Below are 21012 nucleotides of genomic sequence, written 5' to 3' on the forward strand. Positions count from 1 at the left end.
TGACGGAGGGGTGTCCCCGCTGGTAGGGCGGGGCGCCCCTTCGCCGTTTTCACCCCCTCTGTCGTTGCGCGATACCCCCGCCCTTTTTTGCAGGGGAGGATTTGGTCACCCCTGCACGATCGGCACGGCCAGATACGCCAGCCGTCGCACTTCGCGCCGGCCGCGCACCACCGTGTCGAGGATCAGCCCGGTAAAGAAGCTCAGGGTCGCGACGATCGACAGGCCGGTCACCAGTACCGCGGTCGGCAGGCGCGGGACCTGGCCCGTGTGCCAGTAGGTGATCCCCAGCGGCACGGCGAGCAGCACGGCGAGCAGCGCCAGCACCCCGGCGATGCTGCCGAAGAACAGGATCGGTCGCTCGATGCGGAACAGCGTCACGATCGTCCGCAGGATCCGCCAGCCGTCGCGATAGGTGGACAGCTTCGAGGTCGAGCCATCGGGCCGCGCCGCGTAGGCGGTGACGATCTCCGCCACCGGCATGCGAAGCTCCAGCGCGTGGATGCTGATCTCGGTCTCGATCTCGAACCCGGCGGAAAGCACCGGAAAGCTCTTAACGAACCGCCGCGAGAACACCCGGTACCCCGACAGAATGTCGCTGAAGCTGCGGCCGAAGAGCCGGGCGAGCATGCCGGTGAGCATCCGGTTGCCGAACCGGTGCCCGCGCCGATAGGCCAGCTCCACCTCGGACTTGCGTGCGCCCACCACCATGTCGAGCTGTTCGTCGAGCAGCCGCTCGATCAACGTCGGCGCGGCAGCGGCATCATAGGTGAGGTCGCCGTCGGAGAGGACGTACACGTCCGCCTCGATATCGGCGAACATGCGGCGGACGACATTGCCCTTGCCTTGCATCCGCTCGCTGCGCACCACTGCGCCGGCCGCTGCCGCGACTTCCATCGTCCGGTCGCGGCTGTTGTTGTCGTACACATAGACCGTGGCGCCGGGCAGGCTGGCGCGGAACGCCTCGACGGTGCGGGCGATCGCCACCTCTTCGTTGTAGCAGGGCAGCAGCACCGCCACCCGCAGACCCGCCACCCGTTCCTGAAATCCTGCCTTCACCGCCATGGTCCCCGACGCTTCCCGATCGGCGGCGCCTAATCGACTCGGGAGCGGGGCGCAATTGCCCGCTGGACCTGAACGCTGCGACGCGCGATAGGCGGAGGCACGCATATTTCCATTACCTTGTGAAGAGCACATGGCGACCAAGACTGCATCGAGCTACCGAATCCAGGGCGAGACCGGCGAATGGGAGGTCGTGATTGGCCTCGAAGTCCATGCGCAGGTGACGTCGAACGCCAAGCTGTTCTCCGGCGCGGCGACGGCGTTCGGCGCGGATCCGAACAGCCAGGTGAGCCTGATCGACGCGGCGATGCCCGGCATGCTGCCTACGCCCAACCGCGAGTGCATCCGCCAGGCGGTGCGCACCGGCATGGCGATCGGCGCGGTGATCAACAAATGGTCGCGCTTCGACCGCAAGAACTATTTCTACGCCGATCTGCCGCAGGGCTATCAGATCAGCCAGCTCTTCCACCCGCTGGTGGGTGAGGGCGAAGTGACGATCAGCCTCGACGACAAGGATCCCGAAGCCGAGGTGAAGACGATCGGCGTCGAGCGCATCCATGTCGAGCAGGATGCCGGCAAGCTGATCCACGATCAGCATCCGAATCGCTCCTATGTCGATCTCAACCGCGCTGGCGTGGCGCTGATGGAGATCGTCTCGAAGCCGGACATGCGCTCGCCAGCGGAGGCGGGGGCGTATCTGTCCAAGCTGCGCGCGATCCTGCGCTATGTCGGCAGCTGCGACGGCAATATGGACCAAGGCTCGATGCGTGCCGACGTCAACGTGTCGGTGCGCAAGCCCGGCGAGCCGTTCGGCACGCGCACGGAGACCAAGAACGTCAACTCGGTCCGCTTCGTGATGCAGGCGATCGAAGTCGAGGCGCGCCGCCAGGTCGAGGTGCTGGAGAGCGGCGGCCGCATCGTCCAGGAAACCCGCCTGTTCGATCCGGACCGCGCCGAAACGCGCTCGATGCGCTCGAAGGAAGACGCGCATGATTACCGCTACTTCCCCGATCCCGACCTGCTGCCGCTCGAACTCGACGACAGCTTCCTGGAAGAGTGCCGCCAGAGCCTGCCCGAGCTGCCCGACGCCAAGCGCCGCCGCTATGAGGAATCGCTGGGCCTGACCCCGTATAATGCCGCGGTGCTGACCGCCGAGGCGGAGACGGCGCGCTGGTTCGAGGCGCTGCTCGCCGAGAGCGCGCGGATCCAGAAGAAGGGCGAGCAGGAAGTCGCGCGTTCCGCGGCCAACTGGCTGCTCTCGGACCTGTACGGGGCGCTCAATCGCCTCGGCAAGGGCATCGAGGAAAGCCCGGTCAGCCCCGAGGCGGGCGCCGAGCTGCTCTCGCTGATCGCCGACGGGACGATCTCCAACACGCTGGGCAAGCAGGTGTTCGAGATCATGCTCGAGACCGGCGAGGCGCCGGGCAAGATCGTCGAAGAACGCGGCATGAAGCAGACCAGCGACACCGGCGCGATCGAGGCGGTGATCGCCGAGGTCCTGGCCAAGAACCCGAACCAGCTGGAGCAGTATCGCGGCGGCAAGGAAGCGCTGTTTGGCTTCTTCGTCGGCCAGACGATGAAGGCGATGGCCGGCAAGGCCAACCCGGCGGTGGTCAACGAGCTGCTCAAGAAGGCGCTGAGCTAAGGGAGGCGCGGGGATGCTGCGTAGACTGGTCGTCCTGGCCTTGTGCCTGGTTCCTCTGGCCGCCTCGGCGCAGACCGCGCCGGCGCTGGTGTCCCCGCCTGCCAACCCCAAGGTTGCGCTCGAGACCAGCGCCGGGCCTATGGTGGTCGAGGTGTATCTCGACAAGGCGCCGGTCTCCGCGCGCAACTTCCTGCGCTATGTCGACGCCAAGCGGCTCGACGGCGTGGTGTTCTACCGCACCGTCAAGCCGGCGGAGAATTTCGGCTTCGTCCAGTTCGGCATCCAGAACGCAGCGGCGAAGATGTACCCGCCGATCAAGCATGAGCCGACGACCGAAACAGGCATCAAGCATCTCGACGGCACGCTTTCCCTGCCGCGCCTGGCGCCGGGCAGCGCGCGCGGGGAATTTACCATCATGGTCGGCGACCAGCCCTCCTTCGATGCGGATCCGAGCAAGCCGGGCGACAATCTCGGCTACGCCGCCTTCGGTCGCGTGATCGAAGGCCGCGATGTGCTGCTCAAGATCTTCGACGCGCCCACGTCGCCGACCAAGACGATCATGGGAAGCTTCAAGGGCGAAGTGCCCGAGGCGCCGGTGAAGATCGTCACGGCACGCCGGATCGCCGGCTGATCCGCTTCAGAGCGGCTGCGGCGTCAGGTAGAGATAGCCTGGATCGAATTCGGCGAGTCGTCGAAGCGCCGGCAGGTCCTGGAACGAGACACGTCCGTTACGGAATTCGACGAGGCTGCGCTCGCGAAGTTCGCGGAGCACGCGGTTCACATGCACGGGTGTCAGGCCCAGACATTCGGCCAGTTCGGCCTGGCTGATCGCAAGCCCGTATCCATTCTCGTCCGCGAGCCCGACGACTCCCAGCCGAACGTGGAGTTCGCAGAACAGATGGGCGGCCCGCTGGATCGCCGAGCGGCGGCCGAGCGAAACCTCCCATTCGCGGTGGATCGCCGCGTCGACATTGGTGGAATACCACATCATCCGCGTCAGATGCGGCAGCGTCTCGGTGATCTCGCGCAGTCGCGTGTGGGATGCGCGTGCAATGGTACACGGCGTCAGCGCGAGCAGGGAGTGATCAAGTCGCTTGAGCGTGAAGCCGTGGAGGTCGGCAAAGTCTCCAGCGACATGCACATGCGTGATCTGTCGCTGGCCGTTCTTCAGATCCTTGTAACGGCCGACCAGCCCGTCGAGCAGCAGCGTGGAATAGTTCAGTTCCTCCCCGGCGCGCACGATGGTGCGGCCCGCAGCGTGTACGACGGTGTCGACGATCGTACCCCGCAGCGCAGCCTCTTCTGCCGCGTCGATCTTGTCGCGGAGCCGGAGCTTGAGCAGATGGCGTTCGATCATCGCGATGGTAATCTCCAACAGATGACAGCGGCTCTACCATGTTGGGGTGGGGCCGCTGCCATCGCAGGTTAGGGGAGGGACTTATTGCTGGTTTAGGTCCTGGTTCTTCACGACCCCGTCGGCGCCGTTTTCGCCGCCAGCGCCCAGCGGCACTGCCTTAGTTAGCGGCGTGCCTTGCTCGGCCGCGGCATCTGCGGCGTCGGAGCGGGCTTCGACCGCCTGCTGGATGTCGGGGCGGGGATCGTCGCGATCGTTGATGACGTTCGGCATGAAATGCTCTCCTGGTTCAGGCGACCGGCTGGCCGGGGGTGATGCCGGGATCGATGCTCGGCGTGGTCTCGGGTGCCGGCACGTCGATGTCGGGGCCCGGCGGATCGATCTCCGGCGGCGGGCCACCGGGCTGGCCGGGATTGGGCGCGGGCGCTTCGGGCGGCGGCGTGGTGGGCTGGATGGGGGGCTCTACCGGCATGGGACATCTCCTGATTGTTGCAGCCCCAACGCCTTGCGACACCCAATCGTTGCTTCGTGCTTGCCCCGAACCCCATGACTGCTATAGAGCCCGCCGACCGGCGGTGTCCCCTGCGGGCGTGGCGGAACTGGTAGACGCGCTGGATTTAGGTTCCAGTATCGAAAGATGTGGGGGTTCGACTCCCTTCGCCCGCACCAGTCCCTCGCGGCTGTTGTGTGGTACACCGCAATTCCGATTCTTTGAGAAAGCGTGAGAATGCAGACTGTCGAGACGTTGAACGAGGGCCTGAAGCGCGCCTTCACGCTGAAGATCACCGCCCAGGACATCGACTCGAAGGTCGATGCCGAGGTCAAGCGGGTCGCTCCGCAGATTCGCATGCCCGGGTTCCGCCCCGGCAAGGTGCCGATCAACCTGGTCCGCAAGATGCACGGCGAGGCGCTGACCCAGGACGCGCTCAACAGCTCGATCCAGGAAGGCATCCAGCAGCTGATCGCCGATCACAAGCTGCGCCCGGCGATGCAGCCGTCGGTGAGCCTCGAGGGCGAATATGCCGTCGGCGGCGACGCGGAAGTGAAGGTCGAGCTGGAAGTGCTCCCGGACGTTCCGACCCCGTCGATCGATGGCCTGAAGCTCGAGCGCCTGACCGTGCCGGTGCAGGATTCGGAAGTGCAGGAGCAGCTGAAGCAGCTCGCCGACCAGCAGAAGCGCTGGGACGACGCGGCCGAGGGCCATGCCGCGACCACGGGTGACCAGGTCGTGATGGACTTCGTCGGCAAGGTCGACGGCGTCGCCTTCGAGGGCGGCACCGGCGAGGGCATGGCCGTCGAGCTCGGCTCGGGCCGCCTGATCCCGGGCTTCGAGGAGCAGCTCGAAGGCGTGAAGGTCGGCGACGAGAAGCAGCTCAACGTCACCTTCCCGGACGATTACGGCGCCAAGGACCTGGCCGGAAAGGCCGCGACCTTCGACGTCAAGATCACCGCAGTGCAGACCGCCGGCGAGACCAAGATCGACGACGACATGGCGAAGGCGTTCGGTCTCCAGGACCTGGAGCAGCTGACCGGCCTGCTGAAGGGCCAGATCGAGCAGCAGCTCAATGGCCTGACGCGCACCCACATGAAGCGCAAGCTGCTCGACCAGCTCGCCGCCGGCCACGACTTCCCGGTGCCGCCGTCGATGGTGGAGGCCGAGTTCGACCAGATCTGGCACCAGCTGGTCCACGAGACCGAGCATGAGGAAGATCCGGCCGCAGCGCTTGCCGAGCTCGAGAGCGAGCGTGACGAATATCGTGCGATCGCCGAGCGCCGCGTGCGCCTGGGCCTGCTGCTCAGCGAGATCGGCACCGCCAACGGTGTCGAAGTGACCGCGCAGGAAATGAACCGCCTGATCGCGCAGGCCGCGCAGCAGTACGGCCCGCAGGATCGCCAGCGCTTCATCCAGTATGTCCAGCAGGAGCCGATGGCGGCTGCCCAGCTGCGCGCGCCGCTGTTCGAGGACAAGGTCGTCGACTTCCTGTTCGACAAGGCCGAGATCACCGATCGCGAAGTGACCAAGGAAGAGCTGGAAGCCGCGATCGAGAGCGACGACGGCTTCTCCTCGGGCACCCACGTCCACGATCACGACAACCACAAGCCGAAGAAGAAGGCCGCCAAGAAGGCCGACGCTTCGGACGAGGCCGGTGAAGAGAAGCCCGCCAAGAAGCCGGCTGCGAAGAAGGCCAAGCCCGAAGACGCCGAGCCGGCCGCCGAGGGCGATGCCGAGCCGGTGAAGAAGCCGGCGGCCAAGAAGGCGGCGAAGGCCGAAGGCGAGGGCGAAGACGCCGCGCCGAAGCCGAAAAAGGCAGCGGCCAAGAAGAAGGCCGACGCTGAGTGATTTGAGAAGGGGCCGGAACGAACGTTCCGGCCCCGTTTTCTTTCTGATCCCCCTCCCGCAGGCGGAAGGGGGGCGCAGGCGTCGGCCGCAGTAGTGGGTTTCAGCGCAGCGCGACGAGCAGCGTGGTGACCGCCTTGGGTTCCGCCAGCGCCTCCGCCGACATCGCCGCCGCATCGCGCGTGGCATCGGTGACGATCCGCTCCACCACGCGCGCGCCCGGCACGCCGATCGTCACCCGCCGCGGCACCACGCCGCCATTGACGTGCACCAGCACCAGCCGTTTGCCGTCCGGCGAGACCGCGCCGACCGTGTCTTCATCGTCCACCGGCACCAGCCGATAGCCCGGCCGGATGTAGCGGCTGAACTGCGCCATCGCCCAATATTTGCGGGTCACGTGGATCGGATGCTCGGCGGCGGTGGCAGGCGTGTAGGCCATCTTGACGATGCCCCAGTTGCTGCCACCGGCGCTGCCGTCGCCCTTGTCGCTGCTCTGGCGCTCCACCGCCTGCCAGAACACCCAGGCGACGGGCTCAAGGCGCTTGAGATCGTGGACGACATGCTCGGCAAAGGCGAGCGGGCTCGCCATGCCGTCGAAGCTTTCCGGATCCTTGTCGAGCGGGGTGTCGTTCTCGCTCATCCACAGGCGAATGCCGTGCGCGCGGGCGATGTCGCGGACCGCGGTCTGGTGCACCGTGCCATAGCTATGGACGTTGAGCTGGCCGATCCGCGCGCGCGTCGCCGCCGGATAGCCTTCCCAATCGCGCACGAAGAGGTGCGCGTTGGTCTCGTCGGGCGCGGCGATCACCGTCTTGAGGCCGTGCGCCTTGAGCGCGCGGTCGGACGCGTCGATCATGAGCGCCTGCCGCGCGGGGCTCCAATGGGCACCTTCCTGCGTGTTCTTGGCGAACCAGTAATCGGTGTTCGGCTCGTTGACCGGCGACAACGTGCGAAAGGTGATGCCGTGCGCCTGTTGCAGCTTGTCCACCACGATCGCCAGATACTCGGCGAAGCGCGCCTCCTGGTCGGGGCGGAGATTGTCGTCGGTGCCCTTCTCGGCGCCCGAGACCTTGCCGCTGACGGTCATGAACCAGGGCGGCGAGTTGGAGAAGGCCTCGAAGATCGGCGCCTTCACCCTGCGCTTGATCGCATCGAGCCACCAGCGCTGGTTGGCATCGGCGGACCAGTCCCACATCGCCGGATCGGCCGGGTTCCACCAGTCGGTGCCGGTCGCGCCTGCCGGGCGACGCCAGAAGCCGGGCACGTCGGCGCCGGGGCGGAGATAGGGCTTGGTCTCGGGCGCGTCGCCGCCGCCGATATTGTAGCGCGCGATCGTCCAGCCGAGCCCCCCGGGCCCGTAGAACAGGTCGGCGAGCTTCTCGCGCACGGGATCGGGATAGCCGCCGGTGACGTGCGCGAACCAGGCGAGCGCGGTGCCCCAGCCCTCGAAGGGTTGCCCGGGCCGCTGGAGATCGGGCCGCAGCGTCAGCGTCACCGCCGGCTCGGTTGCGGAGGGCGGCGCGCTGGTCTGGGCTAGCGCGGCGGGGGAGGCTGCGAGCAGCAGCGACAAGGCAAAAGTGCGGATCATGCGGGGATCACTCGGTAAAGGGCGGCGCCGTGCGGCGGCAGCGGGCGGGCGAGGCGGAGCGGGCTGGGGCCTTCGTCCTTGCCCGCCCACAGGTTCCGGACCTGCACACTGCCCGACAGGCCGAGCAGCCGCAGGTCGAACGCTGTCTCGCCCGGCTTGTCGCCGGTATTGAACAGCGCGACATAGTGGCCGCCCTTGGCCGCGCGCGCGGTCCAGATCCGGCGATCGTCGGCGACGAACCAGGGGCGGTTCTCGCTGCTCGCCTGGTTGACCGCGATCACCTCGTGGTTGGTGAGCAGCGCGCGGGTGGGCGCATCGAGGTGGCGCAGGTCGCCGCCCATGATCAGCGGCGAGCGGGCGATCGACCAGAGCGTCATCAGCGTGCGCTGCTCGTCGGGGGTGAACTTGGTGTCGCGCTGGCCGAGCGCGAGGCGGCCGAGCGGCAGCATGTCGGCATCGGGCCAGGCACCGGGGCGGGCGTGCGGGCTCCAATTCTCCAGCCGGGTGAACTGCGCCTCCAGCATCTTCCAGTCGTCCCAGAAATCGTCCGAGATGCGCCACATCTGCGCGTGGGCCGCGACATGGTCGGCGCGCGGCACCGGGGTTTCGCCTGGCGAGAGGCTCAGCAGGATCGGGCGGCTAGTGGCTCGGATCGCCTTTGCCGCGGCCTCGATCTCCGGGGCGTGGGCGTCATAGGGGCGGCTCATGTCGTCCATCTTGACGAAGTCGACGCCCCAGGAAGCGAGCAGCGCGAAGACGCTGTCATAATATGCCTGGGCGCCGGGCTTGCGCATGTCGACGCCGTACATGTCGGGGTTCCACGGGCAGATGCTCGCCGTGTCGGCGATGTCGGCGGCGCGGATGCCGTTGGTGCCGAGGACCGGCAGGTTGCGCTCCACCGCCAGCCGGGGAATGCCACGCATCAGGTGCACGCCGAACTTCATGCCGAGCGCATGGACCTTCGCCGCGATCGGCGCGAAGCCCTTGCCGTTCGCGGCCGAAGGAAAGCGGTTGGGCGCGGGGAGCAGGCGGCCATGTCCGTCCAGCGTCGGCACCGGCTTGGCGTTGTAGGTGTAGCTGCTCGCCTCGGGCTCGTACCATTGGATGTCGATGGTGAAGACGTCATAGCCGAAGGGCAGCAGCTCGCGCGCCTGGATCGCGGCGGTTTCCAGCGCCTGCGCCTCGGTGATCGTCGTGGCGAAGCTGTTCCAGCTGTTCCAGCCCATCGGCGGGGTAGGGGCGAGAAGCGGCGCCTTTGCCGCGGCGCCGGCGCGAGGGGCTGCCGCGAGGCCGCCGACGAGCGCGGCGCCCTTCAGCACGCTACGCCGGCCGATCCCTCCCTCTTGTGCGATCGTGTCAGGCATCGGCGTCTCCCTATTGTTTTGTCTGACTATAAATGAGCTGAGGATGACGTCAACGCCGGCCGCTCATGCCTTGAGCGACGACTCCGTGTCTTCCTGTGCCTGGAGAATCAGCGTGATCGTGGCGGCGCGGGCGGCCGCCGGATCGCCGTCGGTGATTGCCGCGAACAGGTCGCGATGCAGCGGGATCGAATCGCGCAGCTGTTTGGCCTTGCGGTGCTTGAACAAGGTGGTCGCGCGCACCGCCGCGCCGATACTGCCCGACAGGCTGATCAGCAGATCATTGGCCGTCGCCTCCAGGATGATGTTGTGGAATTGCTGGTCCGCCGCCTGGCCCTCGGGGCTCGACAGCCCGGCTTCCTCCATCACCTCCAGCGCATGGCCCATGCGGCCGACATGCCGGCTCGAGCGCAGACGTGCCGCCAGTTCGGCAGCAGCTGGCTCTACGATCATACGGAGTTGAAACAGACTTTCGACGAACGCCATGGGCGGCTCGCCTTCGAACATCCAGGCGAGCAGGTCTGGGTCGAGCAGGTTCCAGTCGGCGCGTGCCCGCACCCGCGTGCCGGCCTTGGGACGGCTCTCGATCAGCCCCTTGGCGGCTAGCATCCGCAATGCTTCGCGGACCACGCTGCGCGACACGCCGCGCGATTCGGCAAGATCGAGTTCGCCCGGCAGAATTGTGCCCGGCAGATATCGGCCCGTCGCAATCGCGACCCCGATCTCGCGTGCAATCGATTGGTGCGCTGGGTTGCGCTTTCGCTGTTCGGTCAATGCTTTGCCCCCATGTGGTGAGGCGATTTTGGAGCGAGTTCAGGCGCTGCGCCAGCCCCAATCACGCGCCACGAAAAGCACTTGTCTTACAAATACGACAGGATATGTTGTCGGACAACTGGTCGGCACCGCACGGAGATGCGGCATTTCCGGGCCAGCGGATTTGGGGAGGTTTGTCATGAGAATGCACCATCATACTTCGTTGCTCGGCGTCTCGGCGCTCGCGCTGGCGATTGCCGGCGGGGTCGCGCCCGCCTTCGCCCAGCAGGACGGCGCACCGGCGGGCAGCAGCGGGGACGATATCGTCGTCACCGGCGTGCGCGAGAGCTTGCGCTCTGCCGCGGCGCTGAAGCGTAACGCCGATCAGATCGTCGACTCGGTCCAGGCGCAGGACATCGGCAAGCTGCCCGACGCCAATACCACCGAAGCGCTGCAGCGGATCACCGGCGTGCAGATCCAGCGCCGCTACGGCGAAGGCGCCACCGATTTCGACCATCGCACCCAGCCGGCGATCACCGTGCGCGGCCTCACCCAGGTGCAGAATTTCCTCGACGGCCGCGCGGTCTATTCGGCTTCGGGCGGGCGTGCGTTCGACCTGGAAGGCGTGCCGCCGGAACTGCTCTCGGGCATCGATGTCTACAAGAACGCGCCGGCCAACATCATCGAGGGCGGCGTGGGCGGTGCGGTGAACCTGCGCACCCGCAAGCCGTTCGATTCCCCCGGCCAGGTGATCAGCGCCACGATCCGCGGCAATTATTACGACCGCATCGACAAGCCGGGCTATGCCGTGTCGGGCCTGTACAGCAACCGCTTCCAGGCGGGCGAGGGCGAGATCGGCGTGCTGATCAACGCGGTCTATTCCAAGAGCCAGTATCGCCAGGACGGCCTGCTCGCGGGGCCGTTCGACACGGTGGCGCCGGGCTCGATCGCGGGTGCGCCGGCCAATGCCCAGGTGCCGTACGGCTTCGAGATCTACGACGACAAGGGCGACCGCAAGCGCCTCGGCGTCGCGGGCGCGGTCCAGTGGAAGCCGAGCGACGCGCTGCTGGTCACCGCGCAGGCCCAGGTCACCAAATACTGGTTCAATCGTACCGGCGCCTATTATTACGACTACAACAATCGCTCGAACGTTCGCGATGAAACCGGCAAGGTCATCAAGTACGGTACGGCGCCGGCGCCCGGCGCGGCGTTCACCTTCAACAACGAAGGCTATGCGACCAGCGGGACGCTGTACCCGCAGACCTTCGAGACCGGCCGCTACGACCAGCAGCTGTGGAGCGCGAGCAAGAACTTCACGCTGAACGCTGCCTGGAAGCCGACCGATCGGCTGAAGGTGAATTTCGACGCCCAGTATCTGACGTCCTATTACAATGCCGATCGCAACGGCCATGTGCTGTCGCTGTACGATCGCTCCGGCCAGGACGCGCTGAGCGCACCCCACAAGCTGAGCGTCGATTTCGACCTGCGCGGCAAATATCCGCGCTGGGACGTGCGCGAGCAGGGGGTGCTCAACAATCCGGCCAACTACACCACGCCCTATGTCGCGGATGCGCTGCAGCGGAACGACGCGGACACCTATGCCCTGGCCTCGGACATCGAATATGAGGTCGAGGGCGACTTCCTGAAGAAGCTGCGCGCCGGCGTGCGCTATGCCGACAACAGCATCGACCTGCGCGGCACGTGGCACGGCGTGTGCATCACTGCGCTGGGCGCCGATCCGGGCTGCAACGCGCCGGCGGGCACCCCGCTGGTGCCGCTCAGCAAGAACCCGCAGTTGGCGATGCCGGGGCCGTCCAAGAACTGGTTCGACGGCAACACGGTCAAGGGCGGCCTGCTCTATCCGGCGTTCCCGGCAGGTGATGGTGTGTGGGCGCAGACCAAGGCGCTCTACGCGCTGCTCGGCGCGACGACGCAGGACAGCTTCAAGCCCGGCGACCTCAACAGCCAGACCGAGAAGACCTATACCGGCTGGGCGATCGCCGATTACGGCTTCGAGCTGGGCGGCATCGCGTTTGACGGCGGCGTCGGCGTCCGCGTGGTGAAGACCAAGACGACCTCGGTCGGTACCCAGTTCAACAATGACGGCACCTCATCGCCGATCAGCGTGAGCAAGGATTATACCAAGGCGCTGCCGAGCTTTAACCTTCGGGCGAAGCTTACCGACACGTTCCAGATGCGCTTCGCCTATTCGAAGGGGCTGGCGCGGCCGAACTTCGACCAGCTTTCGACCAATCTGACGCTCAACAACCCGAACCAGATCAACCCGGTCACCGGCCATCCCAGCGCCAGCTCGGGCAACCCGCTGCTCAACCCGATCCGCTCGGACAATTTCGATGTGACGGCCGAGTGGTACTTCGGGCCCACCAGCTCGCTGACTGGCGGCCTGTTCTACAAGAAGGTCAACGGCTTCCTGGCGGGCGGCATCGTCACCGGCGTGTACAACGGCGTCACCTACGACATCAGCACCCAGGTGAATTCGGGCAACGGCACGGTGAAGGGTGCCGAGATCGGCTACAACCAGTTCTTCGACTTCCTGCCCGGGCCGCTCAGCGGGCTCGGCCTGCAGGCCAACTACACCTATGTCGACTCCAGCGTAAGCAACCCGTTCGCCTCGACCGATCCGAACAGCCCGCGGCAGCTGCCGCTCGAGAAGCTGTCGAAGCACAGCTACAACATCGTCGGCCTGTACGAGAAGGGCCCGGTCACCGCGCGCGTGGCGTGGACCTGGCGGTCGAGCTATCTCGACCAGACCCAGGGCAGCGGCGCCAATGGCATCCCGCAATATGCCGCGCCCTATGCCTCGCTCGATGCCTCGATCAGCGTGAACCTGACCCAGCAGGTGGCGATCTCGGCGGACGTGGTGAACCTCAACAACCGGATGAACCGGATCTACATCGGCACGCCGGCCGCACCGCTGCGCTACGAGCTCAACGACCGGCGCTTCGGCCTGTCGCTGCGGGCGACCTATTGACCCTGTCGGCCGGGGCAAGCGACTGCTCCGGCCATGTCTTATTGGAGGGGCGGCGTAGCGTGACGGCTTTCCATCCTTTTGGTTTCCCGAAGCGGCGTGCGGCATGAGCGCGCCGCTTTCGCATGTCGCGATCATCGGCGGCGGCACCGCGGGCTGGATGGCGGCAGCCGCGCTGGGGCGGGTGCTCGATACGCGCGCGATCGCCATCACCCTGGTCGAGTCCGAGGCGATCGGCACGGTCGGCGTGGGCGAGGCGACGATCCCGCCGATCCAGGCGTTCAACGCGCTGCTCGGCATCGACGAGGGCGAGTTCCTCCGCGCGACCAAGGGCACGGCCAAGCTCGGCATCGAGTTCGTCGACTGGCGCGCGAAGGGTACGCGCTATTTCCACCCCTTCGGCATTCACGGAATCGATTTCGGCGGGATCCCGTTCGAGGCGCTGTGGCAGCGCGCGCGGCTGGCGGGCGTGGCGGCGCCGCTCGAGGCCTATTCGATCTGCGCCGAGGCGGCGCGGCTGGGCCGCTTCCAGCGCCCGGCGACCAGCGGCAAAAACCCGCTGACCCATCTCGGCTATGCCTATCATTTCGATGCGGCGCTCTATGCCGGTTTCCTTCGCGAGAAGGCCGAGCAATGGGGCGTGCGGCGGCAGGAAGGCCGGATCGTCACCGTCGAGCGGGGCGAGGACGGCGCCATCGCGGGCGTGGTGCTGGAGGACGGCACCCGCATCGCCGCCGACTTCTACATCGACTGTTCCGGCTTCCGTTCGTTGCTGCTCGGCGAGGCGCTGGGCGTAGCGTTCGAGGATTGGGCGCAGTGGCTGCCCAACGACCGCGCCGTCGCGGTGCCGTGCGCGCTCGGCCCCGAGGGGCGCTCGCCCTTCACCCGCTCGACCGCGCGCGGGGCAGGGTGGCAATGGCGCATCCCCCTCCAGCACCGGGTCGGCAACGGGCTGGTCTATGCGAGCGCGCATTGCTCGGATGCCGAGGCCGAGGCGGTGCTGCTCGGCAGCCTCGAAGGCACGCCGCTCGCCGAGCCGCGCCTGCTCCGCTTCCAGGCGGGGCGCCGCGCACGCTTCTGGGAGAAGAACTGCGTCGCGCTGGGGCTCGCCAGCGGCTTTCTCGAACCACTGGAGTCGACGAGCATCCATCTCGTCCAGGCGGGCATCGCGCGGCTGCTGGAAATGCTGCCGGTCGGCGGCGGCACGCCCGCCGACATCCGCCGCTACAACCGGCTGATGGCCACCGAGTTCGAGACGATCCGCGACTTCCTGATCCTCCACTTCCACGCCACCGCGCGTGACGACACCGACTATTGGCGGCACCTGCGCAGCATGGAACTGCCCGATACGCTGGCGGAGCGCATCGCCATCTACCGCGCCAGCGGCCGGCTCTACCGCGAGGCGGACGAGCTGTTCTCCAAGACCAGTTGGCTGGCGGTGCTGCATGGGCAGGGGATCGACCCCAGCGGCTATGACCCGATCGCCGACGGCATGCCGCGCGACGAAGCCGCCGCGCGGCTGGCGCGGATCGCCGAGGTGACCGCGCTGGCAGCGGCGCGGATGCCCACGCACGAGGCGTTCCTGCAGGAGAGCGGGGCGCTGCAACGATAAATTACACGGAAATTACTCCGAGAAATTTGACCGAAACAATCAGCCTTTGCAGTATGCCCCAATGGGGCGGGAGGAATCAGCGTGAACAAGTACGGGTTGCTGGCGGCGGTGGGGACGGTTGCGCTCGCCTCCGGCATGGGGATGGCGCAGGACGGGCCGAAGATCGGCGACGCGCCGCAGGTCCAGCCGGTACAGGTCGATCCGCGCCGCCCCGACTGGGAAAACCCGGCGGTGTTCGCGCGCGGCAAGATGCCGGCCAGCGCCACGCATTTCCCGTATGAGAGCCGCGCCGCCGCGCTCGCGGGTGATCCCGCCAGGTCGAGCCGCTACCTGCTGCTCGACGGCCAATGGTCGTTCCACTTCTCGCCCTCCTCGGACGCGGTGCCGAGCGGCTTCGAGAAGCCGGACTATGACGTCGCCAAGTGGAAGCGCATCAAGGTTCCCGCCGACTGGCAGACCGAGGGCTATGACCAGGCACGCTACAACAACATCACCTATCCGTTCCCGGCCAACCGCCCGCTGATCCCGCACGCGACCAACCCGGTCGGCTCGTACCGGCGCGACGTGCAGCTGCCGGCGAACTGGTCCGGGCAGGACGTGATCCTGCATATCGGCGCGGCGGGTTCGGCCTATCAGGTGTGGGTGAACGGCGTCGAGGCGGGCTACTCGCAGGATTCCAAGCTGCCTTCCGAGTTCGACGTGACCAGGCTGGTCCATGCCGGGCGCAACACCATCGCGATCCAGATCCATCGCTGGTCGGACGGCAGCTATCTCGAGGACCAGGATTTCTGGCGCGTCTCGGGCATCGAGCGCTCGGTCTATCTCGCGGCGGCACCCAAGGCGCGGATGGCCGACCTGTTCGTCCATGCGGGGCTCGACGCCGCGTACAAGGACGGCAAGCTCTCGACCGAGCTGACGCTGACCGATCGCACCGAGCCGCTTACCGCGCGGATGACGCTGCTCGATGGCGACAAGCAGGTGCTGGTGCGGGAGGCGCAGCTTCCTGCAGGGTCTGCGCAGAAGCTGACGCTCGCTGCCGACGTGCCGGGCGTCCGCCCCTGGACCGCCGAGACGCCCAATCTCTACACGCTGCTCGTCGAGCTGGTCGATGCCGAGGGCAAGGTGGTGCAGGCAACGCCGCAGCGGATCGGCTTCCGCACCGTCGAGATCAGGAACGGGCTGGTCAGCGTCAACGGCAAGCCGATCACGATCCGCGGCGTCAACCGCCACGAGCATGATCCGGAGACCTTCCACGTCGTCAGCCATGCGTCGATGGAGCACGACATCCAGCTGATGAAGCGTGCGAACATCAACGCGATCCGCACCTCGCACTATCCGAACGACCCGTATCTGTACGAGCTCGCCGATCGCTACGGCCTCTATGTGATGGACGAAGCGAATATCGAGAGCCATGCGTATATGGATTATGCCAACAAGCATGGCGAACTCCGCTCGCAGTTCCAGGTCGGCTTCGATCCCGCGTGGAAGGACGCGCATGTCAGCCGCGTCGTCAACATGGTCCAGCGCGACAAGAATCATCCCTCGGTGATCTTCTGGTCGCTGGGCAACGAGGCGGGCATCGGGCCGAACTTCGAGGCGGCGGCCGCGGCGGCCAAGGCGGTCGATCCGGGCCGGCTGGTCTCCTATCTCGGCTGGGGTACCTGGGACGGGATCCAGGACCACCGGCCGAACTATTATGCCGACATCTACGCGCCGATGTACGATCCGGCGGTGAAGCTGGAGGATTACGCCACCAACTGGAACTTCAAGCAGCCGGTGATCCAGTGCGAATATGCCCATATGATGGGCAATTCGGGCGGCAACCTGAAGGAATATTGGGACACCATCTACGCCCATCCGGACAAGCTGCAGGGCGGTTTCGCTTGGGACTGGGTCGACCAGTCGATGTATCGCTATACCAAGGACGGGCGGCGTTATTGGGGCGATGGCGGCGAGTACGGCCCGAACCCGGGCGGCGACATCGAGTTCGGCGACGGACTGCTCCAGGCGGATCGCACGCCCAACCCGCAGCTCTACGAGCTCCGCAAGGTCTATGCGCCGGTCCAGTTCGACGGCTTCGATGCCGCGGGCGGCACGGTGACGGTGCGCAACCGCCACGACTTCCGCGACCTGTCCGGCTTCACCTTCGACTGGGAAGTGCAGGAGAATGGCGTCGCGGTGGCCAATGGCACGCTGGCGGCGCCGGACGTGGCGGCGCACGGCGCGGGCACGATCGCGCTGCCGCTGGCGGGCATCGCGCGCAAGCCGGGTGCCGAGTATTTCGTCACGATCCGCGCCCGCGCCAAGGCCGATGCGGTGCCGCTGGTGCCCGGCGGCACGGTCATCGGCTGGGAGCAGTTCGCGCTCGATCCGGCCTATCGCATGGGCGAGGTCGCGGCGCCCAAGGGCAAGGTGACGACGCAGGACGGGCAGGGGGCGATCACCCTCTCGGCCGGCGGCGCCACGCTGGTGGTCAACCGCGCGACCGGCCTGGTCGATCGCTATGCCGCCAAGGGCCAGACGCTGCTCAGCGGCGGCGCCCCGCATTTCTGGCGCGCGGTGACCGATAACGACATCGGCATCAGCACCGACAAGCAACTCGCCGCCTGGAAGGGGATGAGCGAGACGCGCACCGTCTCCTCGGTGCAGGTGCAGGATCTGGGCGCGGACGGTGCCGAGGTGCGTGTCGTCTACACCATGGGCGCGGGTGCGGTGCGGTTCACCAGCGTGTACCGGATGGCGAGCGACGGATCGGTGGCGGTCGACGGCAAGTTCGAGCCGGTCTCGGGCCAGCTGCCGCCGCCGTTCCGCATCGGTCTGGCGTTCACCACGCCGGGCAGCCTCAAGACCGTCGAATGGTATGGCCGCGGGCCGCACGAAAGCTATGTCGACCGCAAGACCTCGGCGCCGATCGGGCTGTGGCGCGGCGCGATCGCCGAGCAGAACCATGATTACATCCGCCCGCAGGAGACCGGCAACAAGGTCGATGTCCGCTGGATGGAACTGATCGGCGGCGGCGCGGGCCTGCGCGTGGCGGGCGATACGCCGCTGATGATGAACGCGCTCGCCTTCCCCTATGCCGATCTCGACCGGCACGAACCTGGCACCTGGAAGAGCACCGATGTGGTGCCCAAGGCCCAGGGCACGCTGCTGATCGACGCTGCGCAATGGGGCGTCGGCGGCGACACCCAGTGGAGCGAGTTCGGCAAGCCGCTTCCGAAGTACCGCACCCAGTTGGTGCCGACGAGCCTGCGTTTCCGCCTTACGCCCTTCCGGGGCGAAGGCACTACACCAGCAAAAGCGCGCCCCGCGCGTGCAACGGAGAGAGAATGATGCGGACCCTTATCAGCGCGATCGCGCTTGTCGCGGCGATGCCGGCCATGGCGCAGACCGGCGGCGATGCCGTGACGGTGCATGGCGACAAGCCCGGCGCGAAATATGACCGCCGCCTGTTCGGCCAGTTCGCCGAGCATCTCGGCACCGGCATCTATGGCGGCCTCTACGTCGGCGCGGACAGCAAGATCCCGAACGTGAAGGGCTTCCGCCGCGACGTGATCGACGCGCTCAAGGCGATCAAGGTGCCGGTGATCCGCTGGCCCGGCGGCTGCTTCGCCGATGAATATCACTGGCGGGAAGGCATCGGGCCGAAGTCCAAGCGCCTGGTGAAGGTCAACACCAACTGGGGCGGCGTGACCGAGGACAATGCCGTCGGCACCAACGAGTTCATGGACTTCACCGAGGTGGTGGGCGCCGAGGCCTATGTCTCGGGCAATGTCGGCACCGCCAATCCGAGCGAGATGGCCGAGTGGGTCGAGTATATGACCTCACCCACCCAGTCCACCATCGCCAACCAGCGCCGTGCCAATGGCCGCGACAAGCCGTGGAAGCTGCCCATGTTCGGCATCGGCAACGAGCTGTGGGGCTGTGGCGGCGACATGCTGCCGGAGTACGCCGCCGACGTGACCCGTCGCTACGCCACCTTCCTCAAGGTGCCCGAGGGGCAGAAGCTGATGAAGATCGCCAGCGGCGCCAATTCGGCCGATTACAACTGGACCGACGTGATGATGCGCAAGGCCGGCGACAAGATCGACGGCATCGGCGTGCATTATTACACGGTGCCCGGGCCCTGGGAGAAGAAGGGCGCGGCGACCGGCTTCGACGAGGAAAGCTGGGCGCGCACGCTCTCCAAGACGCTCAAGATGGAAGAGCTGCTCACCGAGCACGGCAAGATCATGGACAAGTACGATCCCAAGAAGCGGGTCGCGCTGCTCGTCGATGAATGGGGCACCTGGTACGATGTCGAGCCGGGCACCAACCCGGGCTTCCTGTATCAGCAGAACAGCCTGCGCGACGCGATGGTCGCCGCGCTCAACTTCAACATCTTCGCGGCGCATGCCGACCGCGTGCGCGGCGCCAATATCGCGCAGATGGTCAATGTGCTGCAGGCGATGCTGCTGACCGACGGCGCCAGGATGGTGAAGACGCCGACCTATTGGGCGTTCGACCTGTACAAGGACTATATGGACGGCACGGTGCTGCCGGTCGACGTCCAGTCCCGCTGGTACAACAAGGACCAGTGGACGATGCGCGCGGTGAGCGCCAGCGCGGTGCGGGGTACCGACGGCGTGGTCCATGTCGGCCTGGTCAATGTCGATCCCAACCAGCCGGCGAGCGTCAGCGTGAAGCTCGACGGCGTGACCGGCACGCAGGTGACGGGGCGTATCCTCACCGGCGCGGCGATGGACGCGCATAACGACTTCAAGGCGCCCGACGTCGTGAAGCCGGCGGCGTTCACTGGCGCGACGCTTTCGGGCGGCACCCTGACGGTGCAGGTGCCGGCCAAGGCGATCGTGATGCTCGACATCAAGTGAGCAAGGCGGTCCTTCTGATGGTGGCGGCGGGCTTGCTCGCCGCCGCCGACGCGCCCGCGCCGCGCTGGGACGCGGCCGGCGACGGCAACCCGCTGCTCCCCGGCTATTTCGCCGATCCCTCGATCGTGCGCGATGGCGGGAAGTGGTACATCTATGCCACCATCGATCCCTGGGGCGCCGACACGCTGGGGATGTGGACCTCCGCCAACGGCCGCGACTGGACCTTCTCCACGCCGGCTTGGCCGACCAAGGCGGCGGCGACCAGCCCGACCTCGGGGGACTCCAAGGTCTGGGCGCCGTCGGTCGTCAAGGCGAAGAACGGGCGCTGGTACATGTATGTGTCAGTGGGGTCGGAGGTGTGGGTGGGCAGCGCCCCGTCGCCGGCCGGGCCCTGGGCCGATGCGCATGGCGGCAAGCCGCTGATCGCCAAGGGTTTCGCCCCCGCCTATCACATGATCGACGCCGAAGCGTTCGTCGACGACGACGGCACCGCCTACCTCTACTGGGGCTCGGGCCTCAACTGGACCAACGGCCACTGCTTCGTCGTCAAGCTCAAGCCGGACATGGTCAGCTTCGACGGCGAGCCCAAGGACGTCACCCCCGCCAATTACTTCGAGGGCCCGTTCCTCGTGAAGGCGGGGCGGCACTATGTCCTCACCTACAGCGACGGCAAGACGACCGAGGACACCTACAAGGTCCGCTACGCCATCGGCGACACGCCCCTCGGGCCGTTCCGCGAGGGGCCGGACAGCCCGATCCTGTCCACCGACAAGACCCGCGACGTGATCAGCCCCGGCCATCACGCGATCTTCCGCGTCGGGAGCCAGCCCTATATCCTCTACCATCGCCAGTCGCTGCCCTGGCCGCGGCCGGGCGACGATGCGACGCTGCGCCAGATCGCCGTCGATCCGCTGACGATCCATGAGGACGGCAGCATTGCGAAGGTGACGCCGAGCCATGGCAGCGCGGTGACGGGCTTCGTTGCTCGCCGCACGCGCGGCCTGCCGGTTACGCTCAAGGGCGCGGCCGTGGATGTGGTGCATGCGGCCGAACGGGCAGGGGACGACAACTATGCGACGCTCTGGCGCCCGGCGCCCGGCGCAGCGCCGTTGCTGGTCGCCGATCTCGGCAAGGTGCGCACGGTCCGCACGACACAGCTACGGATGGAATATGCCCACCGCAGCTACGACGTCGCGATTGAGGCCTCGGTCGATGGCACGCATTGGCGCCAGGTGGCGGCCAAGCCCGACGCGAGCGGCTCGCCCATCGCGCTGCCGCTGAACGTGTCCGCCCGTTATCTCCGCCTGCGCGTGCCCGCAGGTGCCGGCGTGTGGGAGTGGCAGCTCTTCTGATCGGCAGCATCGATCAGGGGCGAAACAAAAAATGTTGCGGCGCGAGGCCGTCCCATGCGTTAGGCGGGCGGACAAGCTTTCCAATTCCAA

The 21012-nt window shown here is 67.0% G+C and carries 15 protein-coding genes and 1 tRNA gene; 9 read left to right on the top strand and 7 right to left on the bottom strand.

Annotated elements, in window-relative coordinates:
* Window positions 1-105: 105 nt before the first annotated feature.
* Window positions 106-1062 carry a glycosyltransferase family 2 protein gene (locus tag GGR89_RS06395; protein WP_125973447.1) on the bottom strand — a complete coding sequence of 319 codons (957 nt, stop codon included), beginning with the start codon at window positions 1060-1062 and terminating at the stop codon, window positions 106-108.
* A gap of 130 nt (window positions 1063-1192) precedes the next feature.
* Between GGR89_RS06395 and gatB the strand changes: the two genes are divergently transcribed.
* Window positions 1193-2704, top strand: coding sequence for an Asp-tRNA(Asn)/Glu-tRNA(Gln) amidotransferase subunit GatB (gatB, locus tag GGR89_RS06400; RefSeq protein WP_125973445.1), 1512 nt, complete (start codon window positions 1193-1195; stop codon window positions 2702-2704).
* Window positions 2705-2717: 13 nt separating this feature from the next.
* Complete coding sequence (locus GGR89_RS06405) at window positions 2718-3335, top strand: peptidylprolyl isomerase (RefSeq protein ID WP_125973443.1); 618 nt, start codon at window positions 2718-2720, stop codon at window positions 3333-3335.
* Between the two features lie 6 nt (window positions 3336-3341).
* Here GGR89_RS06405 and GGR89_RS06410 read toward each other — a convergent pair whose 3' ends face one another.
* From GGR89_RS06410 to GGR89_RS06420, 3 genes are all read right to left on the bottom strand, one after another.
* Window positions 3342-4061 (bottom strand): Crp/Fnr family transcriptional regulator, encoded by a 720-nt coding sequence (locus GGR89_RS06410; RefSeq protein WP_125973441.1) that lies wholly within the window; start codon window positions 4059-4061, stop codon window positions 3342-3344.
* Between the two features lie 81 nt (window positions 4062-4142).
* Window positions 4143-4331 (bottom strand): hypothetical protein, encoded by a 189-nt coding sequence (locus GGR89_RS06415; RefSeq protein WP_125973439.1) that lies wholly within the window; start codon window positions 4329-4331, stop codon window positions 4143-4145.
* 16 nt (window positions 4332-4347) lie between these two features.
* Complete coding sequence (locus GGR89_RS06420; RefSeq protein ID WP_125973437.1) at window positions 4348-4530, bottom strand: hypothetical protein; 183 nt, start codon at window positions 4528-4530, stop codon at window positions 4348-4350.
* Window positions 4531-4642: 112 nt separating this feature from the next.
* Between GGR89_RS06420 and GGR89_RS06425 the strand changes: the two genes are divergently transcribed.
* Together GGR89_RS06425 and tig are read left to right on the top strand one after the other, a co-directional pair.
* Window positions 4643-4727, top strand: a tRNA-Leu gene (locus GGR89_RS06425).
* 58 nt (window positions 4728-4785) lie between these two features.
* Window positions 4786-6399, top strand: a complete 1614-nt coding sequence (gene tig, locus GGR89_RS06430) for a trigger factor (protein WP_125973554.1) — start codon at window positions 4786-4788, stop codon at window positions 6397-6399.
* Window positions 6400-6499: 100 nt separating this feature from the next.
* Here tig and GGR89_RS06435 read toward each other — a convergent pair whose 3' ends face one another.
* The 3 genes from GGR89_RS06435 to GGR89_RS06445 form a co-directional block, all read right to left on the bottom strand.
* Complete coding sequence (locus GGR89_RS06435) at window positions 6500-7984, bottom strand: glycoside hydrolase family 30 protein (RefSeq protein WP_125973435.1); 1485 nt, start codon at window positions 7982-7984, stop codon at window positions 6500-6502.
* Window positions 7981-9348 carry a glycoside hydrolase family 27 protein gene (locus GGR89_RS06440; protein WP_125973433.1) on the bottom strand — a complete coding sequence of 456 codons (1368 nt, stop codon included), beginning with the start codon at window positions 9346-9348 and terminating at the stop codon, window positions 7981-7983. Before GGR89_RS06440 ends, GGR89_RS06435 begins: the two co-directional genes overlap by 4 nt.
* A 63-nt stretch (window positions 9349-9411) precedes the next feature.
* The gene (locus tag GGR89_RS06445) at window positions 9412-10119 is read right to left on the bottom strand and encodes a FadR/GntR family transcriptional regulator (RefSeq protein ID WP_125973431.1); all 708 of its coding nucleotides are present in this window, start codon (window positions 10117-10119) and stop codon (window positions 9412-9414) included.
* A gap of 184 nt (window positions 10120-10303) precedes the next feature.
* On the opposite strand from GGR89_RS06445, the gene GGR89_RS06450 reads away from it, so the two are divergent.
* The 5 genes from GGR89_RS06450 to GGR89_RS06470 all read left to right on the top strand — a co-directional run bounded on the left by GGR89_RS06450 (window position 10304) and on the right by GGR89_RS06470 (window position 20922).
* Complete coding sequence (locus tag GGR89_RS06450) at window positions 10304-13090, top strand: TonB-dependent receptor (protein WP_245201599.1); 2787 nt, start codon at window positions 10304-10306, stop codon at window positions 13088-13090.
* 103 nt (window positions 13091-13193) lie between these two features.
* Window positions 13194-14699, top strand: coding sequence for a tryptophan halogenase family protein (locus GGR89_RS06455; RefSeq protein ID WP_125973427.1), 1506 nt, complete (start codon window positions 13194-13196; stop codon window positions 14697-14699).
* Between the two features lie 81 nt (window positions 14700-14780).
* Window positions 14781-18032 (top strand): glycoside hydrolase family 2 TIM barrel-domain containing protein, encoded by a 3252-nt coding sequence (locus GGR89_RS06460; RefSeq protein WP_125973424.1) that lies wholly within the window; start codon window positions 14781-14783, stop codon window positions 18030-18032.
* Window positions 18032-19570 (top strand): alpha-N-arabinofuranosidase, encoded by a 1539-nt coding sequence (locus tag GGR89_RS06465; protein ID WP_125973552.1) that lies wholly within the window; start codon window positions 18032-18034, stop codon window positions 19568-19570. The genes GGR89_RS06460 and GGR89_RS06465 overlap by 1 nt, the downstream gene beginning before the upstream one ends.
* Window positions 19567-20922, top strand: a complete 1356-nt coding sequence (locus tag GGR89_RS06470) for a family 43 glycosylhydrolase (RefSeq protein WP_241217828.1) — start codon at window positions 19567-19569, stop codon at window positions 20920-20922. Before GGR89_RS06465 ends, GGR89_RS06470 begins: the two co-directional genes overlap by 4 nt.
* Window positions 20923-21012 lie beyond the last annotated feature (90 nt).

Origin of the sequence: Sphingomonas trueperi (genome assembly GCF_011927635.1) — a bacterium.
Taxonomy (GTDB): Bacteria; Pseudomonadota; Alphaproteobacteria; order Sphingomonadales; family Sphingomonadaceae; genus Sphingomonas; species Sphingomonas trueperi.

What these genes read in the sequence shown, in the direction of transcription:
- GGR89_RS06455 (WP_125973427.1), top strand. Translation starts at nt 13,194, where the DNA reads ATGAGCGCGCCGCTTTCGCATGTCGCGATCATCGGCGGCGGCACCGCG.
- GGR89_RS06420 (WP_125973437.1), bottom strand. Translation starts at nt 4,530, where the DNA reads ATGCCGGTAGAGCCCCCCATCCAGCCCACCACGCCGCCGCCCGAAGCG.
- GGR89_RS06450 (WP_245201599.1), top strand. Translation starts at nt 10,304, where the DNA reads ATGCACCATCATACTTCGTTGCTCGGCGTCTCGGCGCTCGCGCTGGCG.
- GGR89_RS06405 (WP_125973443.1), top strand. Translation starts at nt 2,718, where the DNA reads ATGCTGCGTAGACTGGTCGTCCTGGCCTTGTGCCTGGTTCCTCTGGCC.
- GGR89_RS06435 (WP_125973435.1), bottom strand. Translation starts at nt 7,984, where the DNA reads ATGATCCGCACTTTTGCCTTGTCGCTGCTGCTCGCAGCCTCCCCCGCC.
- GGR89_RS06410 (WP_125973441.1), bottom strand. Translation starts at nt 4,061, where the DNA reads ATGATCGAACGCCATCTGCTCAAGCTCCGGCTCCGCGACAAGATCGAC.
- GGR89_RS06465 (WP_125973552.1), top strand. Translation starts at nt 18,032, where the DNA reads ATGCGGACCCTTATCAGCGCGATCGCGCTTGTCGCGGCGATGCCGGCC.
- GGR89_RS06395 (WP_125973447.1), bottom strand. Translation starts at nt 1,062, where the DNA reads ATGGCGGTGAAGGCAGGATTTCAGGAACGGGTGGCGGGTCTGCGGGTG.
- GGR89_RS06440 (WP_125973433.1), bottom strand. Translation starts at nt 9,348, where the DNA reads ATGCCTGACACGATCGCACAAGAGGGAGGGATCGGCCGGCGTAGCGTG.
- tig (WP_125973554.1), top strand. Translation starts at nt 4,786, where the DNA reads ATGCAGACTGTCGAGACGTTGAACGAGGGCCTGAAGCGCGCCTTCACG.
- gatB (WP_125973445.1), top strand. Translation starts at nt 1,193, where the DNA reads ATGGCGACCAAGACTGCATCGAGCTACCGAATCCAGGGCGAGACCGGC.
- GGR89_RS06415 (WP_125973439.1), bottom strand. Translation starts at nt 4,331, where the DNA reads ATGCCGAACGTCATCAACGATCGCGACGATCCCCGCCCCGACATCCAG.